Raw genomic sequence first — 16,133 nt, forward strand, 5'->3', positions numbered from 1 at the left:
GTCCATTTGGAGGTTCGGCGGAAAGGCTACCATGATCGCCGCGACCGCAACAGCGAACAAGGTCAATGCCTTGGCGTACGTTCCCGTTGTCGCCCTGTCGAAGTGCCCGCCAGTCACCAGAGCTACGGCGGAAGCCCGCCCTCGCCTGTACCCTAGGAGGGGCTGGCCCAGGGTTTCGCTCAGGACGCAGCCGACGGCCGGCGGCCCGATCCCCCGGCGGGCAAGGGGCGCGCTAAGTTGCCGCGGCCAACCTGCCGCAGAGCCTCGCCCGAGGCATAGCCGACGAGCCCGCCAGAACCGGGATCCCCAGCACGGTCCCGATCACACCATTTCGAAAAGGATCTCGCCATAGCGGGCGGCATGTTCGTCCTGGCCATAGCCGGCGCCGGCGCGATATCTCTCGACAGGGTGCTGAACGGCCTCGTGAAGCGCCGGCAACAGGACAGAGAGACGGTTGCGGCGCTGATANATATCTCTCGACAGGGTGCTGAACGGCCTCGTGAAGCGCCGGCAACAGGACAGAGAGACGGTTGCGGCGCTGATAGCGGCCGGTAGGCCTCTCTCGGTCGGCGAAATCAAGCTTCCATTCTAAACCGGCCAACACGCCGGCATCATACAACCCGACCGCCGATCGGCACCCAAGTACACTGCCTTGTGACGTCACCTCAGGGCATACCTTGATGTTATCAGCGATTACCCGTCGGCCAAGGCACCGGTTTTGAAATTCGCTTGATGGCGTCCCTGCCCTTGCCCTTCAACTCCGTCGAGTCCTTGTGTGTCAATTTGTTGCGACGAGAGCTAGTCCCTGTCGTGCTGGTCCGTCTCGTCTCATCTCCTGGCTCTGCAAAAACCGTAGCAGCATGTTCGCAACCTGTTCACCCATGTTGATTTCACGAGTTTCCGAGTGTCGGCATATAAGAGGGAGAGGTCCGATGGATTTCAAGTTGATGGTGAACATTGCCGGCGGCATCCTTCTGGCCATCGCGATCCCCTCGGTGTGTCTCGGCGATGGCTGTTTTGCCGTTCCGGATCGGAACGATTTGAAAGGCGAAAGCTGTGACAATGAAAAGCCCGCCACCGTGCCAGGCCAGAAAACTCATATTTTAGCACCTGCGAAACAAAGCTCGTTATTCCGCGTTGAGGCTCGTCGAACAACGGAGCTTCACGAATGGATCCGGCAACTGCAGCTGTGATGATTTTGCTTTCTTGCAGTCCCGCCCAGAGAGTCTGCAAGCCACTCGACACATCACCGTCCATGTTCGGATCGCTTGACAGATGCCAGTTGGCGTTAGCCGTGAGGCTCGAGGGCGCTCCCAACGGGGAGATCGTGGGGCGATGCAGTTCGATCGATCCCTCCGCTACAGGTTCCGTTCCAGCCGGGTATAGCACGATTGTCGTCACGCGGGGCACAGGGGCGGGTGCGGTGAGCAGTCGCTACATCGTGCCACACAAAAACTGAAGCCAGCCACGGTGAGGCAGCGGGCTGCTCATTCTCGACCGGAAAGTTATAGGCCTTGCCCTCCCTCTATGAACCCAGGGCAATCATAATCGGCATCGTCGGCTTCGGGCTCGTCGTCGCCTTCCCTGTCATCGGTGCCGACGACTTCGATGCCACCGGACAGATACGGTTCAAGATCCGTGTCGGGGCTCTACGAAGTCGAGCAGTGAGATCAGGCGTTCAATCTCATCTTCCATCGAGCGACGGACCGCCATGTCCGAAAGGCGAAGGTTCGTGGCTGGATAACGAAGAAGCGCACACGCCTTCCCTTCATTCGCATGGTTCGCAGAGATTAGCATGATCACATACTCTCATCTGATCCGGCGTCGTCTCCCTCAAAGCAGCGCCGGTAAGGCTCGGCGCCCTTCTTGGTCTGTCCCCGTGTGTCAGAAGGAGGTCGCCGGGCCTACCCGGCCCGTTGCTCATCGTTTGCGGGGTGCTCCTGATGGCTGCGCTTGGCCCCGCGGCCTAACGGCCAGAATCAAGCTTCCGAAAACCTTTCGCTGCATAAGAGCATCGTCAGACCGCTCCTGGCGCACCACAGCGACACCCCAAGAGCACAGCGACACCCCAAGAGCTGTACGTCAGGCCCACCGGCCCTGCTGATGAGTGCCCTTGGACAGATGGATTGCGTTTGTCACCAAAAGGAATCGTACCGGCCCGTTCTCAGCACGTTAGCCGGAACGGGCCATGGGGAGAACAGCCAACTGGCTAAAATCGCAAGACGACCGAAGGACCACGTCGGCGATAGCACCGGACCCGACGGCGCCCGTGTCGCCAGTAACTACGGCAGACTCTTCTCCAGCCCCGCCGGCGGCGGCGGCGCCGGTGGTAGTAATCTGGGTCGTAGTCTGGGTCGTAATCTTGGTCGTAGTAGCGCCGATGGTTGACCGGCTCCACTTCCGCGTGAGTACCTTCGTTGTCGAAGGCGTCTGGCGCGTCGAGTTCTTCGAGAATACCGCTTTTGGCCGCTGGAACACCGGCCAATGCGTTGATAGGCCGGACCGCGCTTGCAAAGGCTGCTGCCCCGGCAACGCCACATATCGCTGTCAAAAAGGATCGCCGATCCATAGTAAACCTCCCAAGTTACATGAGATGAACGAAGCGCCCCGCCTGCTGAAGGAGCAGGCCTAGCGCACTTAAAATAGAGGATTCGCCAGCCGCTCAAGCAACTCGCGAATCCTATCAGCGCAGGAAGGGACCTGGCTGCGCCGATCCAAGACATGTCAGCTAAGGACGACCGCCATTACCAGAAAGGTAACGGCTGTTGCAAAAATCGGTGCGAGCAACCAAAGCGCCTGGCCAACACTTTGATCCATTTGTTCTCTCCCGTTGTGGAGAACCAACAACCTGAAGCCCTAATCCGTTCCGCCTAGTCCAAAGGTAAGACCATTGCGTTGTACGGTCGGACTTTAGACCATTCGGATTAGACAAAGGTGCGTAGGCGGGAACGTTTACCCCGGTTCAAAGTTGGTTGCCGGGCAGTGCGGACGATGATCGTCGTGTGCCGGTCCTTGCAGGAGAGAAGATATGAAGATGCACTTTGTGAACACCGCCGCAGCCATGTTGCTCTTGGCGGGGATCGGCTCCGCCGCCGCTGACGACATTATCATCCAGCCGGAACAGGACACGGTCATCCGTGAGTATGTCAAGAAGCAGCCCTTGGCTTCGGTGAACCTTCCCGGCGTGGAATTGAACGTCGGGACAGCTCTGCCGGAAACTGTGGAGATCCACGAGGTCCCGAACGTCAAATACCGTTACGTGGTGGTCGACAACCGCACGGTCCTGGTCGATCCGGGCACCCGCAAGATCGTGAAAGTTTACGACTGAGATTTCGAACGAACCCACGCTCGCCACCCTTGGGTGGCGAATGTGTGCATTCAAACGCTACTCAGCCGGACAAATTCAAATTGCCACTCAGCTGGACAATGAACATGACGAACCCTGAACTCGAGAGGACGCAAGCCCTGGTTGCCCGCTTGGCTGATCTCCAAGCAAGAATGCAGGCAGCACGTCTTGTTGGAGCCGAGGTAACAACCGTCCGAAAGGTTGCAGCTACAATCAATGACGGCTTGCGACAGGCCGGCCTCACACCGTTAGAAATCGCAGAGGGTCAAGAGGAACAGTTTAGCGATACTAAATGTTCGACTTGCTATGGAACGCCGAACTCTCCTCTCAGCAGATCAAGTCAGAGCGGCACGAGCCCTACTGAACTGGCCGCGTGTGCGACTTGCCGCCAAGGCCAATCTTAGCGAGATGGTGATCAGCGATCTTGAGAACGGATACAGGAAACCGCGTCCCCACAACATGGCCGCCATCCGCAAAGCGTTTGAGGATGCCGGAATCGTTTTCACCGTCCAAGGCACTCCATCGTTAACCCGCTCAGAAGGTGATAGCGGCCTAGCCGCCGATAATAGACGGTGGCGCGGCCGGGAGAAAAAAGGATAAAGGGGAAAAGCCCGTGTACCCTCTGCACCCGATCTCTAAAGCGGCCTCTAACAAGGGCGGTTGTTCACTGACTTTGTGCTGGCGCTCACCTTTCTGAGGTGCCGCTCGAATATGGCCAGCTTCTCTTCGTAGCCGAGCCGCACTCTGGACCTGCAACTATCGCATTTGAAACCGGCAATCGTTTTCAGCCAGGATCCCCTTCTCACCATNCCGCACTCTGGACCTGCAACTATCGCATTTGAAACCGGCAATCGTTTTCAGCCAGGATCCCCTTCTCACCATTGGCTCGAACAGGAGGGGCATTGGAATTCTATAGGTACGTCGCGCAGTTCATTTGATAGAGGCACTGTGCATGTTCGCCTCAGCGGCACGGCCACTGCAACAAAGTAGAAGGAGAAATGTTTCCGGCTACGGCCATTTGCGCGGAGCAATCAGACGTAAGTCCTGGCCGGGAACCGCCGTTGAGGAAGGCAACCTTACGGTCCAAATAGCGACACTGAGAAAGGCACTCGGTCCGGCTGACAACGGCGGCGAGTGGATCGCCACGGTGCCTCGCGTCGGCTACCGCTTCACCGGGACTGTCGAGCCGGTGGCGAGCGCATCCCGCAGACCGATACCAGGGTCCGGCAAGCCGTCGATTGCGGTCCTGCCTTTTGCCAATTTGAGCGGCGATCAGGACCAGCAGTATCTCAGCGATGGCATAACCGAGGACATAATTACGGAGCTGGCCAGGTTCCGCTCCCTCCTTGTCATCGCGCGGAATTCATCTTTTCAGTTTCGCTATCCGGCATTGGACATTGCCGAAGTCCATCGCAAACTCGGAGTTCGCTACCTCGTCGAAGGCAGCATACGAAAGCTCGGTGATCGCATTCGGATCACCACACAGTTGATTGACGCTTCCACCGGTACCCACCTGTGGGCCCAACGCTACGACAGGGCCCTCGACGACATCTTCGCATTGCAAGACGAGGTTGCGGTTCTCATCGCCTCGATGGTCGAAGGCCAGGCGGAGGCCGATTCGACGAGCAGGACCAGACGCAAGCCTCCGGCCGATTGGGATGCATACGACTGCTACCTGCAGGGGCGCGCACAGTTCTACCGGTATGAACTGGACATGGCCGAGCCCCTATTCGTCCGGTGTGTCGAGCTCGATGCGACGTTCGCTCGAGGCCACGCCTTCCTCGCGCAGGCGCTCGTCGGCAGATTTTGGTACGACAACGATCCGCGGACGCTACAGAACGCCTGGGACTCGGCACGAACGGCGCTCGCTCTCGACAGGAGCGATGGCGTCTGTCACCAGAGCATGGGCCTGGTGCTTACGCACATGCGCCAGCACAGCGACGCGGGAGTGCATTTCGAGCAAGCGCGCTCATTAAACCCGTTGGACGTGAACATAGCGGGGGACTACGCAAGCTGGCTCAACTACGGCGGCCGGGCCGAGAGCGCGCTGAACGTGCTTGAATCTGCGCTGCTGCGCGACCCGTTACCTCCAATATGGTTCTGGGAGGTGAAGGGCAGCTCCCTCTTCCTGCTAAGAAGGTACTCGGAGGCCGTCGGTTCGTATCAGAAGGCCGGCGACCAATTCTTCATTCATGTCTTTCTCGCAGCGGCGTACGCTCATTTGGGGGAGACGCAGAAGGCGCGTGCTGAAGTTCAGGAAGCACAGATGAGGAACACGACCTGACTATCCGGCTAATTTCACGTCTCCCGTTCGCCCACCAAGTCGACCTCGAGCTTTTCACGTCAGGCTTCAGAAAGGCCGGTTTTCCCGCGTGAACGCACCTTCGGCGCGCGCCGGTCAGGCCCGACAGCCGAATGCACCCCAACAGGTCATCGAACCCCCTTAACCGAGATCGAAGTCGAGGGGGGCGTCGGCACGCATCGGCTTCGGGGCTAGCATTCCGCGCGTCTCGTCTTCTGGACTCTTCGTTGAAACAGTCGCATCCTCTCTGCGGGGATGAGGGCGTGGACAAATACCGATACGACAATCGATCTGATCGCTGGCGAAAGCGAACCGGTGCCAAGCATAGCCGTGCGCACCGATGGGCGAATGTGCCGCGGCGCCTGATTTTGGTGACTGCGGTAGCGGCTGGCGCTCTGGTCGCGCAAACCGCCATCCAGCACAGCGAAAGTTTGCCAGAGATCAATGCCTCGAATTGGTTCGGCTCGAAGCCGGCGCCGATCGCCGGTGTCGCGTCTGTGATCGACGGCGACACGATCGAGATCCACGGACAGCGCATCCGCTTCAACGGCATCGATGCGCCCGAGAGTAAGCAATATTGCGAAGACGCTAAGGGCTTCGAATACGCCTGCGGGCGCCATGCTGCCCAAGCCTTGGACGAGTTCCTGGCTGCATCGCGTCCGTTGCATTGCAGCTTTGTTAACCGAGACCGGTACGGCCGGCTTGTTGGGGATTGCGATCGCGCCGACGGTCGCAACGTCCAGAGCTGGCTTGTCGAGCGGGGCTTGGCACTAGATTGGCCGCGCTACAGCCACGGAGCCTACGCAAGACAGCAGGCGAAGGCCCAGGCGGCGAAGGTCGGTCTGTGGGCTGGAGCGTTTCAGGCGCCATGGGATTGGCGCGCAGAGCATGCGAACGGCACCACCAGGCCGTCAGCAAAACAACCACTCGGTATCATGCGTAATGGGCAGGTGGCGCAGAGCTATTCTTGTCAGCCACAGCGAACCTGTCCCCAGATCAGCTCATGCAACGAGGCGAACTGGTATTTGGCCAACTGCTCTTGGGGCGGCAAGCTCGACCGCGACAAGGACGGCATTCCTTGCGAGAGCCTTTGCTAAGTCCGCAGTGAGAGGGACATGGCATGATCGTCGTCGACTTTGCCCTTTTTGCCTCCACGGCGCACACCAAGGGGAACTCTGTGGTCGCCCAGAGCCTTCCGCAAGGCTACTGGCGAAGGCAATCAATCGGTCACCGCCGCCAAGATACGCGGCGTCTGGCGCCGCAGCGACGAGTATAGGAGAATTCCGACCTTGGCCCGCTCAGCGTGCCTGAACTCCTGCGCAACTGAGGCAGAGCGATGTGCGGACGTTACACCAAATATCTGTCGTGGTCGGAAATCCACCGGCTCTACCGCCTGACTGCGCCGGCGGAGACGGGCCGCAACGACGAGCCCCGGTACAACATCGCGCCGACTCAGGATGTCCCATTCGTCACTGCCGGTGAGGATGGCAACCACAGGCTCCGTGAAGGGCGCTGGTGGCTGGTCCCTTTCTGGGCAAAGGAAATGCCCAAGGCGGCTATGTTCAATGCGAGGATTGAGGGCATCGATACAGCGCCCGCCTTCCGCGACGCCTACAAGTCCAAGCGCTGCCTGATCCCTGCCGATGGCTTCTACGAGTGGACGATATCGCCAGCCGACGGCAAGAAAGACCCTTGGCACATCTACCAGCCAGGCCACGCGCCTTTCTCGTTCGCCGGGCTTTGGGCTTACAATTCCAATCTCAACATAACCAGCTGCACCATCATCACCGAGCCTGCCGCAGAACCGATGAAGCAGTTGCATGATCGGCAGCCTCTCATTCTCGACCCGGCCTACTATGACGCCTGGCTGGACCCGGTGACGCCCAAGGACAGCCTCAAGGACATTCTCAGCCACGACATCGACGGTCAGCTGCAGTTCAATCGCGTTGGGCGTGAGGTGAACACCAGCGCCGTCAACAAGTTGCCCAACGACCATCCCGGCCTCGTTGGGCCGATCAACCCGCTATGAGCAACGAACCGGGTCGGCTTGCCGAAGACATGACAGCGATTCCGCGCGGCCGAGAGCCGATCGAAAATCGCTTTGCGAGCATTCTGGCTGCGGCAAGCTCGGCGGGTTTGGCTTTTCGAGGCCTGGACAGAAGTCACATTGGTTCTGTTGTTTGCATCCCGGCGACGGCGATCGGTTTGTATAGGAGTTGACGTCCGACCATCTAGCGCCCCTGTTCGAGGCATGGCATCGAGAAGCTGTGAAACTCTTCAAAATGCCCCGGAAAGGTCCGGGCGAGATACCGCACCACTCTGGAATTATCCATCAACCGGTCGAAAAAGCGGTTGGCTGCGACAAGCTCCAGGCCCACCTGGCCATGACGTTCCGCGGCGCTGAGAACCGCAAGGCTTAGCGCGCCGACATCGAGCACCATCGCGCCGCGCTGGTCTTCCGCCTGTGTGGTGATCGTTGAGAGATCAAAACCCTCGACCAGCAGGGCTTGCGGTGTCAGAGCGACGAGTAGTCTCGCGTAGGTGATCCTGACCCGGTCCATCGCCACCATCAGCCGGGCAATCTCCAATTGCCTGGCTGGCAGCACCTTCTGGAGCAACCCGAAGATTTTTGTTTTCACCGGCGCGTCCCGAAGCAGGTCGAGGACATCAGGGCAAATTCCGTTAACGGCTTTCCGGTTCTCGCCTGTCTCGGAAGCGGGTTTTCCGGGAGAGCAGAACATTTGCGGCTCGCGGGTCGCGCCACGCAACCTATGTGCCAGTAGGCTTGGCATTGTCCTGAAGCCCTCGGACACCAGCGTGGCGCAGAATTGCTTGTCGCGCATCATCAGGTGGAGCGCCGCTACTATCCGGTCTAGGCTCTGTTCAGACTTAGCCGCTTGCGTGACGAAATCGCGCATGCGTTTGCATTCCGTATCGTAGGTCGCCAAAAATTCGTGTGAACGAAGCCTCTTCTTGGACCCTAATGCGCCAGCAACAATATTGCTCGCATGTCTGTCGCCACCCTTTTCCAACGCACGGTAGGCGGCGTCCTTGGGTAAGCGCTTGACTACCAAGCCACGCCCCCCACAGGCTCTCGCTCTGCCAGCCTGACAATGGGATTGAGCGTGGGAAAAATATAGCTGTCCAGCGGTATCCCATTGATGGCATGCAGTTCCGATTTGCCAGCGATCTCATGCGCAGGCGCAATCAAATAATCCCGGACGGTCAGGTCGCCGGGATTCATACGGATCAGGACGAAAATGTCGGGTAGTGGCCGTTTATCGGCCTTGGAAAACCAGCGTGGATAGCCGAAGCCGGAAACCCTGCATCGGCCCATTGTAATCGCCACCGTGATCTCCTCGTTTATCCGCAGGAGGTCCATCGCCATGTCATGGGCAGCAACCCCGCCCTGCTTATCAATCGCGCCCACAAGATCCCGGATAATCTGCAGCCTCATTGATTCCAGGTGCCGGTTCACGCCGATGAAGCGGTAGTTTTTGGATGGCTCGTATCCGATCAGTTCATAGGCTTTGACAATGGTTCCAAAACGCCACTGGTAGCGTTGGGCCGGCGGGCACCCCGGATCGGCGTCGATCATGGCCAACGACAAGGCGCCACGGCGAGCCAGAAGTGCCCTAAGAGCAGCCAGCATCTCGTCGTTGGTCATGTGGCGATAGATGGTCTTGAGCACGATCTGCGCCCGGTCGAACAGTTTGCGGTCGACGATCGGCTCCAGGACGTTTTCCACCCGCACCCACTGTTCGGGGGGATTACGGACTTGATGGCTTCTCAGCCGGGCCGAATGCTTGTTCCAGACGCTGTTGCCAATGTAATTTTCGTTGGTCAGCACCGAGTGGACGGATTCCCGCGTCCATGGTCGCCGCAAATCGCTGAGCACGCCGCGCTTGTTGAGCAGTCTTGCCATCTCCAGCTCTGTCTTGCGTGTTCTGACAAAGTGACTGAAGATCCACTTCACTGTCGCAATCTCGTCAGGTGGGCCGAGCACCAGAACTATTCGATCCGTCTGCTGGCTCTTGTATTCGTGGGATGAAAGGATGCCTTTTGAACGGCCGTGTTGATCGACAAGCAGGCGCCGCAGGCCAAAGGCGGCCTTCCCGCCCTGCCGGAAGCCCAGCCGGATCAACCTCGCCTGGCCGATGAAGACTTTTTGCGAGAGCATTCTGCTCTGCTCGGCAGCCATGCTCCGTTTGATTGCTTTGAGGACGTCTGACCCGATGCTGCCGTCGTTTGCGAATTGCTCGGCGCAAAATTCGATACGGACGCCGGCCATCTGGCATCGGTATTCGTAGGCTGCGCTTTCATCAATGTTCTGAAAACGCCCCCAACGGCTTACATCATAGACCACAACCGTCTCAAAATCGGCTCGCCCACTTTCGACATCGGCCAACAGCTTCTGAAGACCGGGGCGCCCTCCAAGGTTTAAACCGCTGCGACCGAGGTCCTCGTAAGTGGCGACAATGTCGTAAGCCATGATGTCGGCATAGTCGCGAATGGCATCCGCTTGGTTGTCGATCGAGTAGGTCTGGTGTTCCGTCGACATGCGCACGTACTGCGCGGCGCGAACTCTAGGCACAGTCTGGTTCCCGCCATCTAACTTTGGCACTTTCCCCACACTCTCGACCGTTGCCCAGGCAATGTCTGCCTGGGGCATGCCCAACCTACTAGGCAGCTTCCTACGGTCCCATTAGGAATACCTCGACAGTTTGTGTCGAATGGCTCGATAGTCTGATCGAGCCTCGAAGCCGCTCCTTGGGGAACCGACCCGTGCGTCACTATATCGGACTGATCCACAAGCAAGCGGACAGCGACTTCGGCGTATCCTTTCCCGATTTTCCGGGCGTGGTCACCGCCGGCACCAGCCTGGACGACGCCCGCGCCATGGCCGAAGAGGCCCTGGCCTTCCATCTCGAAGGCCTTGTCGAGGATGGCGAAGCCATTCCCGAGCCATCGTCCCTGGAAGATGTCGTGTCGAACAATGACAATCTCAACCGGGCCGCCGTCCTGGTTGCCCTGAAAGCCGAGGCGAAGAAGGTCGTGCGCGTCAACGTCACCATCCCGGAAGATGTCCTCAACCACATCGATCAATATGCGGAACGGCATGGCTGCAGCCGATCTGGATTCCTGATCGCCGCCGCGCAAAAGGCGATGCGCAACGAGGCAGCGTAGCTGCTCCTCAAGCGGATTCAAACCGATGCGCTATTGACCTGTTCGCGCAGGCCGTTTCCGCTTTGGCAACCATTGTCTTCAAGGCCCGAGAAACCACGTCTCATTTCGTGAGCGGGCGTGCCGCCGTTTGGCCGCAATGCGCCAGCAACTGGCAACCATTCGCCCCGATCCGCGTTTGGGGCTCCAAAGGAGTTCCAAGATGATCATCAGACAAACCATTGCCGCCGTGCTCATGACTGCAGCACTTGCAGGCTGCGCGACTCAAACCGAACAGCAGCAGAGGGCAACCACAGGCGCACTCATTGGCGGCGGTGTCGGCGCCCTCGCCGGCCAGGCACTGGGCGGCAACACCGAAAGCACGGTCGTGGGTGCCGCCGGCGGCGCCTTGCTCGGCGCCGTCATCGGCCAGTCGACCACGCCGCAGCGCCGCGGCGAAGAGCTTTGCCGTTACCAGGACCGCCGCGGCCGGATCTACACGGCGCCTTGCGATGATCGCTATTACAACAACGACTATTGATCCAGCCTCCCTGGAAGTGCGGCTCTCTGACGTTTGCTGCCGCCCTTCCAGGGACCCGGGATCCGTTCGGCGTTTCACAATATGAGAACGCCCGCTAAGTCCATTACACCCTCTGCCTGATGAGCTTGCGCTTGGTGCTTGCAAGGATCCCATTTCGCGGAAGCAACGTGAAGAGCTGATTTCTTGGCGCCAACAATGACATCGCATTGCCGCAGCTGAAATTGCCGACAGCGACTATCGGCTGCGGCTGAAGAGCAGGGGTGACGGTCACGGTGCCAAGCATCAAGGCGCCAAGCGCGCCTTGGCCAAGCCGAACGGCTTGCGCTGCATGCACAAAACGTGGGATAATTTGTTTGGTGGAGATTCTCGCTCACACCATCCAAAGGCCTCCTTCCGAGGCCTTTTTCATGTCATGGTAGCTGGCAACTGAGTGCCACAACCAATGGGTGACAGTCCCTGCCTAGGCGAAGAATTGCACTGCCGCCAAGGTCCTTCGACCGCTTTCACGTCGTAAGCTTGGAGAACAATCCCGATGCTCAACAGCATTGCGGGCTGGCTCGATGCTGCAACTGCAATTGCCATTATTCGGCTCCTGATTGACCTCATGAACCTGTACCGCTCCGCTGCCGCCAAGAAGGCGCCGGACGGCAGGCGCGCGAGATCAAAGCCGATACGCAAGCGCCGTCCGCGTCGCCGCTGAACCGCGTCTTCCCAACCAACTCAAACTGTGACCGCGATGGTTTGACCCACCAGCGACCCGTGCACTCATCATATGGCGTCGACCGTATCCAGCTCGCGTGCCCTGCTCGGTGATGCGGTCGGCGCCGACGGGTGATGATGCGGGTGGCGTCGCGAAGGCGGCCAGCCGGCGCGCCGCGCGCCTAGTCGATTTCATCGTTAGTGGCGTATGTTGCAAGTCAAGCACTGTGAAGCACAGCGTCCAGATCGGACCTGCTGCCGTGTCGAATGGAATAGGCGCGAGTGATTTCCGCACCGAAAAGAAAAATTTCCGCCGAGTAGTAAGCCCACAGCAGGATGACGAGCAGCCCACCGGCGGCCCCATATGAGGCCGCGACCGCGCTGGAGCCTATATACCAACCGATAANTACACGACGCTCTTCCGATCTTGTTCAAAGACTGCTGTATTTCGCCGAAGACCCCGGAAGCGCTCACAAGCAAGGTGATGATGCCAATCACCGCCGCCCAGGTGCCGCCGGATGGCTTTTCGGATGCGCTCTTCAATGCGGTTTGCAGGATATTTGCGCTTTCTGTACCCATCATCCCTGTGATTTGGGCGGACAATGCCGCTTGGGCTGCCTCGTGACCGAATGCGAGACCCGCAATTGCAACCACGATGAGCAGAATTGGCGCCAACGATGTTGTGGCATAAAAAGCGATTGCNGGCTTCTCGCACCATTGCCCATGCATTTGTGATCGCGCGATGCATTTTGCGCCCCAGTCGAATTGGCGTTCACTAGCAATGCACCAGCACATGTGATGTTCCGGTTGCGGGCTACTAACGCCCTCAGGGGGAGCAGGCAACGTCAGTGGTTATGCGCCGCGGTTGATGCTCTCGAGCACCAGCACTCTTTTTCCGGTCAAATCGCTGGGCTACGAAGCGAGCGGCCTTCTAGCCGGGGACCTCGATCTGAGCGTAGGCGAGCAGCCCGAACCGGTTTGCGGCAATAAGGTTCCCGGACCTGTCTCACCGTCTGCCCTGGCGGCTAATCCTTTTGCGCATCCGCGACGCTATTGTCGTCGCGATGACGTTGACGAAGGCGCTCCAGCAGTTCGCGTGAAACTTGAATCGCCCTGCGCGATTGATCCATGTTCTGGCGAAATGTGGCGCGTTCCTCCATGGACTTCTGCCACTTCAGCAAGGTGGCCGTATTCGCAGTGGCCGCTTGAGCGATATCTATGGGCGTTGCAACCATCGCATCCTCCCAAAAAGGCAATGGTAAACACCATCTTTATAGGCCCGCCGAGACCCTTTCTTCAATCAAAACGACCGTACGGATTCGTACGGCAAAATGGCTATTCGTGGGGGCGCTCGACGGCGGCTTCGTCGACCTCGGCTTCCATCTCGTCGTTGACGGTCTGAGTGATTCCCCTACTGCCCGGTAGGGTCCGTTTCCTGGCAGCGCTCCCTTCGTTCTTCATGGAACAGCTTGGTGTGCTCGTCCCACTCAAGAGGCGCTGTTCCGCGCTCTTGAACGAACTTTCCAAACTGCTTGCGCAGGTCGGCAAGGTCCAAAGCCCAAAGATGCTCACTGCTACCGGGGTGCGACATCGCGTTCACCAATCCGCCCATTCTCTCGAACTAAGTTGGCTTCGCGGTTGAGCCTTCAAGATGGCAATGCGAGATAATTTGCTCGGTTGCTAATATGCCTATATCTTAAGCAGCGCGGGGGGCCTCATATCTTCCCGCAGTGGCCGGTGCGGTTAAGCCCCCACAAGCTGCCCAACTGCACCGGCCATTCCTACGGCTGGGTAGGGTGTTCGCGCTCGGCAATCTTTTCCAAGAGCTTCCGTGAGGCCTCTAGGATGCGGCGCGTCTCTTGGATGGTCGATTGTAGGGATTCCAGTTCTCTCTCCGCCCAGCGCTGGCTACGGCGGGCGCCTTCGATGAACTGGTGGTCGGATTCCACTGGTCTTTCATGCGACTTAGCCTCTCTTCCAGGTGGCGCATGTTTCCGTCGTCACGGCTACATCCGAGGAATCGATCGCTTAGGTAGAAATGTGTGGTCGTCGCCACGGTTCCATACAATTTTTGGAAGCCATTCCCCTACGGCTGGGTCCCAACCCGCAGTGGCCAAATAAGGAAGCGGCGGCCTATAGAAATGCGTGCCGATTAATTGCGGAGGCCAAGGATGGAAGCTGCAGTCCGGCCGTAGCATTTGCGGCGTTCAAGGCCGCCGCTATCGACCAGCGCTTGCTGCAGACGGCCAAGACCGAGTCTGGCGCTCGGCATGGCGGACAACGTGCCATAAACCATCGTGATGATGAACCGCCGTCCCCTAGTATCAAATATGGACCGACACATGGGATCTCGCTTGGTCGCGCGACGATGGGCTCGCACCGTACCGGGGCAGGTGTGATGCGAGCCCGGCCGAGTCTTGCGGGACCTCGACCAGCAGCGAACACCCACTCGCTGCCGTTCTATCAACAAGCCCCCAAATTTCAGGTTCCGCTTATGTACAAAAAAGCCGGTGAACGGAGCTTGGCTCATCGCTGCGTAACGCTTTCCCTGAGGGGTTCCGTAGAGCCACCAAAAGCCGCCGGGGGGGTGTGACCCGGCGGCTTGAACGTTCGGCTTACGGTGTTGGCTCAGGAGCCTGTTTGGCAGCCATCTCGTCGATCTTCTCGGCAAGCACGCCGTTGGCCCATTCGGTGACCTCGGCGTCTACCGGCTTGTTGGCCATATCGGCGAGCGCGTCATCCAGCGATGGGACGGCGGCAGCAGCATCGGTAGCCGCTATATTGGCGGCATCGAGCGCCGCCTGCGCTGCGTCAATCTGCTCCTGGGTCGGGACTTGGTCGGCCGGAGTATTCGGGTCGTTCAATTTGGCGTTCAACGCGTCGACTTCGGCTTGGGCGGCATCCACCGCGGCTTGGGCGCTCTTCGCGGCCGCCGACGCTGTCACATAAGCCTGAATGCCGGCGAATTTCTTGCTCTTGGAGTTCATATATGCGTTGATGTTGCGCTGCAGCGAGTTCAGCCGGCCAAGCTTGGCGTGAATGTTCTTGTCCTTAGGCGTCGCGGCGACCTCAATGTCGTCGACGGCGACCTGGTCGTCGGCCGAGGCCTTCTTTCCGGCGTGAGCCGATGCCGACTTGCCGTGCGAAGCGCTGTTGCCGGACTTCCCGCCGCTGTTGCCGGACTTGCCGCTATTGCCGTGACCACCGCCATTGCCGTGACCACCGCCACTGCCGTGACCACCGCCATTGCCGTGACCACCACCATTGCCGTGACCACCTCCGTTTCCACCCGCGCCAGCGAAAGCAGGAGCGGTCACTAGCGCAAGCGCGGCAAGCGCTGCCAACAGCGTTTTTCGGGATGTCATGGTACCTCCTCAGTCGAATAGCCACCTCGCCGATTCGTTATAGAGCGGCTTATAAGAGTTTCCTAATTCGACTGAATGAACTTTAGATAAATGCTTGTTGCAATGAGCGACTGACGACTGCGAAGCGCTTTGTAACCCTCTGAAATCTAGCAAAAAATCCGGAGTCGCAGACCGTATCGCCCTTTGCGCGACTGAAGTCCCATACCGATCGGACCTTGGTCGGGCGATGCACAACCGCGGAATGCTTGCGGCATTTCGGAGTATGGCGTCACCGTGTGGCTGTGACTGCGCATTGGTAGACAACTCGCCGGGCGAAGACCCCAACTACCTCGAGCCCGGCGAGCCTTACACCTGATCAGAGTACGCGATCAGGACCGGGGATCAGCCGGCGAAAGATGTGGGTGCAATATGGGTGCCAAACTATTCGTCCCGAATTGGGACCATGCTGCGGCCTGCAAGCTGCGCTTAGGTCTCATAAAAGGCTTAGGCGTTCGCATCGGAAATGGCGATAGCTGGTTAGATCTTCCTTCCTCCGTTTGTATGATTCGTGGGCATTGGCAGGCGTGCGATATTGTTTGCCGGCGGGCGCTGAGTCTCACCGGTCGGGCCCAGCGGCCCGCCCGCCGCAAGGTGTCCCCCCGCGAGGTAGTGTGCTGAGAGTTCTGCAAATTCGCTGAGAGGGGGCGGTCATGGCAGGCTGGTGATTGTTCACGTCAC

At 59.0% G+C, this 16,133-nt stretch carries 14 protein-coding genes and 2 pseudogenes; 10 read left to right on the forward strand and 6 right to left on the reverse strand.

Annotated elements, in window-relative coordinates:
• Positions 1-327: 327 nt before the first annotated feature.
• The 7 genes and pseudogenes from X726_RS1000000171570 to X726_RS158105 form a co-directional block, all read left to right on the forward strand.
• A pseudogene (locus tag X726_RS1000000171570) lies at positions 328-414 on the forward strand (quinol oxidase); the annotation flags it as partial.
• 518 nt (positions 415-932) lie between these two features.
• Complete coding sequence (locus X726_RS1000000170425) at positions 933-1,193, forward strand: hypothetical protein (RefSeq protein WP_023669224.1); 261 nt, start codon at positions 933-935, stop codon at positions 1,191-1,193.
• Between the two features lie 1,835 nt (positions 1,194-3,028).
• Positions 3,029-3,328 (forward strand): DUF1236 domain-containing protein, encoded by a 300-nt coding sequence (locus X726_RS158110; protein WP_023669226.1) that lies wholly within the window; start codon positions 3,029-3,031, stop codon positions 3,326-3,328.
• A 324-nt stretch (positions 3,329-3,652) separates the two neighbouring features.
• Positions 3,653-3,946 carry a helix-turn-helix transcriptional regulator gene (locus tag X726_RS1000000168730; protein ID WP_084630682.1) on the forward strand — a complete coding sequence of 98 codons (294 nt, stop codon included), beginning with the start codon at positions 3,653-3,655 and terminating at the stop codon, positions 3,944-3,946.
• A gap of 352 nt (positions 3,947-4,298) precedes the next feature.
• Positions 4,299-5,630: an adenylate cyclase gene (locus X726_RS0134895; RefSeq protein ID WP_245272092.1), complete on the forward strand. Its 1,332-nt coding sequence runs from the start codon at positions 4,299-4,301 to the stop codon at positions 5,628-5,630.
• A 281-nt stretch (positions 5,631-5,911) separates the two neighbouring features.
• Complete coding sequence (locus tag X726_RS1000000172235; RefSeq protein WP_280940452.1) at positions 5,912-6,745, forward strand: thermonuclease family protein; 834 nt, start codon at positions 5,912-5,914, stop codon at positions 6,743-6,745.
• Positions 6,746-6,984: 239 nt separating this feature from the next.
• Complete coding sequence (locus X726_RS158105) at positions 6,985-7,677, forward strand: SOS response-associated peptidase (protein ID WP_023669228.1); 693 nt, start codon at positions 6,985-6,987, stop codon at positions 7,675-7,677.
• 202 nt (positions 7,678-7,879) lie between these two features.
• On the opposite strand, the gene X726_RS158100 is transcribed toward X726_RS158105, so the two are convergent.
• A complete protein-coding gene (locus X726_RS158100) occupies positions 7,880-8,722 on the reverse strand; it encodes a plasmid partitioning protein RepB C-terminal domain-containing protein (RefSeq protein ID WP_245272093.1) in 843 nt (280 codons plus the stop codon).
• The gene (locus X726_RS158095; protein WP_348626753.1) at positions 8,716-10,281 is read right to left on the reverse strand and encodes a recombinase family protein; all 1,566 of its coding nucleotides are present in this window, start codon (positions 10,279-10,281) and stop codon (positions 8,716-8,718) included. The genes X726_RS158100 and X726_RS158095 overlap by 7 nt, the downstream gene beginning before the upstream one ends.
• 152 nt (positions 10,282-10,433) lie before the next feature.
• Here X726_RS158095 and X726_RS158090 point away from each other — a divergent pair, with 152 nt between their 5' ends.
• The 3 genes from X726_RS158090 to X726_RS1000000170430 all read left to right on the forward strand — a co-directional run bounded on the left by X726_RS158090 (position 10,434) and on the right by X726_RS1000000170430 (position 12,052).
• A complete protein-coding gene (locus X726_RS158090) occupies positions 10,434-10,835 on the forward strand; it encodes a type II toxin-antitoxin system HicB family antitoxin (RefSeq protein ID WP_023669231.1) in 402 nt (133 codons plus the stop codon).
• Between the two features lie 199 nt (positions 10,836-11,034).
• Positions 11,035-11,352, forward strand: a complete 318-nt coding sequence (locus tag X726_RS158085; protein ID WP_023669232.1) for a YMGG-like glycine zipper-containing protein — start codon at positions 11,035-11,037, stop codon at positions 11,350-11,352.
• Between the two features lie 532 nt (positions 11,353-11,884).
• On the forward strand, positions 11,885-12,052 hold the full coding sequence (locus X726_RS1000000170430; RefSeq protein WP_023669234.1) for a hypothetical protein: 168 nt from the start codon (positions 11,885-11,887) through the stop codon (positions 12,050-12,052).
• A 217-nt stretch (positions 12,053-12,269) separates the two neighbouring features.
• Here the strand turns inward: X726_RS1000000170430 and X726_RS1000000171585 are convergent, their stop codons facing one another.
• The 4 genes and pseudogenes from X726_RS1000000171585 to X726_RS158065 form a co-directional block, all read right to left on the reverse strand.
• Positions 12,270-12,455 (reverse strand): YhjD/YihY/BrkB family envelope integrity protein, encoded by a 186-nt coding sequence (locus tag X726_RS1000000171585; RefSeq protein WP_348626754.1) that lies wholly within the window; start codon positions 12,453-12,455, stop codon positions 12,270-12,272.
• Between the two features lie 73 nt (positions 12,456-12,528).
• Positions 12,529-12,846 (reverse strand): annotated as a pseudogene (locus X726_RS1000000171590) (YhjD/YihY/BrkB family envelope integrity protein); the annotation flags it as partial.
• Positions 12,847-13,076: 230 nt separating this feature from the next.
• Positions 13,077-13,286 (reverse strand): hypothetical protein, encoded by a 210-nt coding sequence (locus X726_RS158075; protein ID WP_023669236.1) that lies wholly within the window; start codon positions 13,284-13,286, stop codon positions 13,077-13,079.
• Positions 13,287-14,666: 1,380 nt separating this feature from the next.
• Complete coding sequence (locus X726_RS158065; RefSeq protein WP_023669239.1) at positions 14,667-15,416, reverse strand: hypothetical protein; 750 nt, start codon at positions 15,414-15,416, stop codon at positions 14,667-14,669.
• Positions 15,417-16,133 lie beyond the last annotated feature (717 nt).

It is taken from the genome of Mesorhizobium sp. LSJC285A00 (assembly GCF_000503155.1).
Lineage (GTDB): Bacteria > Pseudomonadota > Alphaproteobacteria > Rhizobiales > Rhizobiaceae > Mesorhizobium.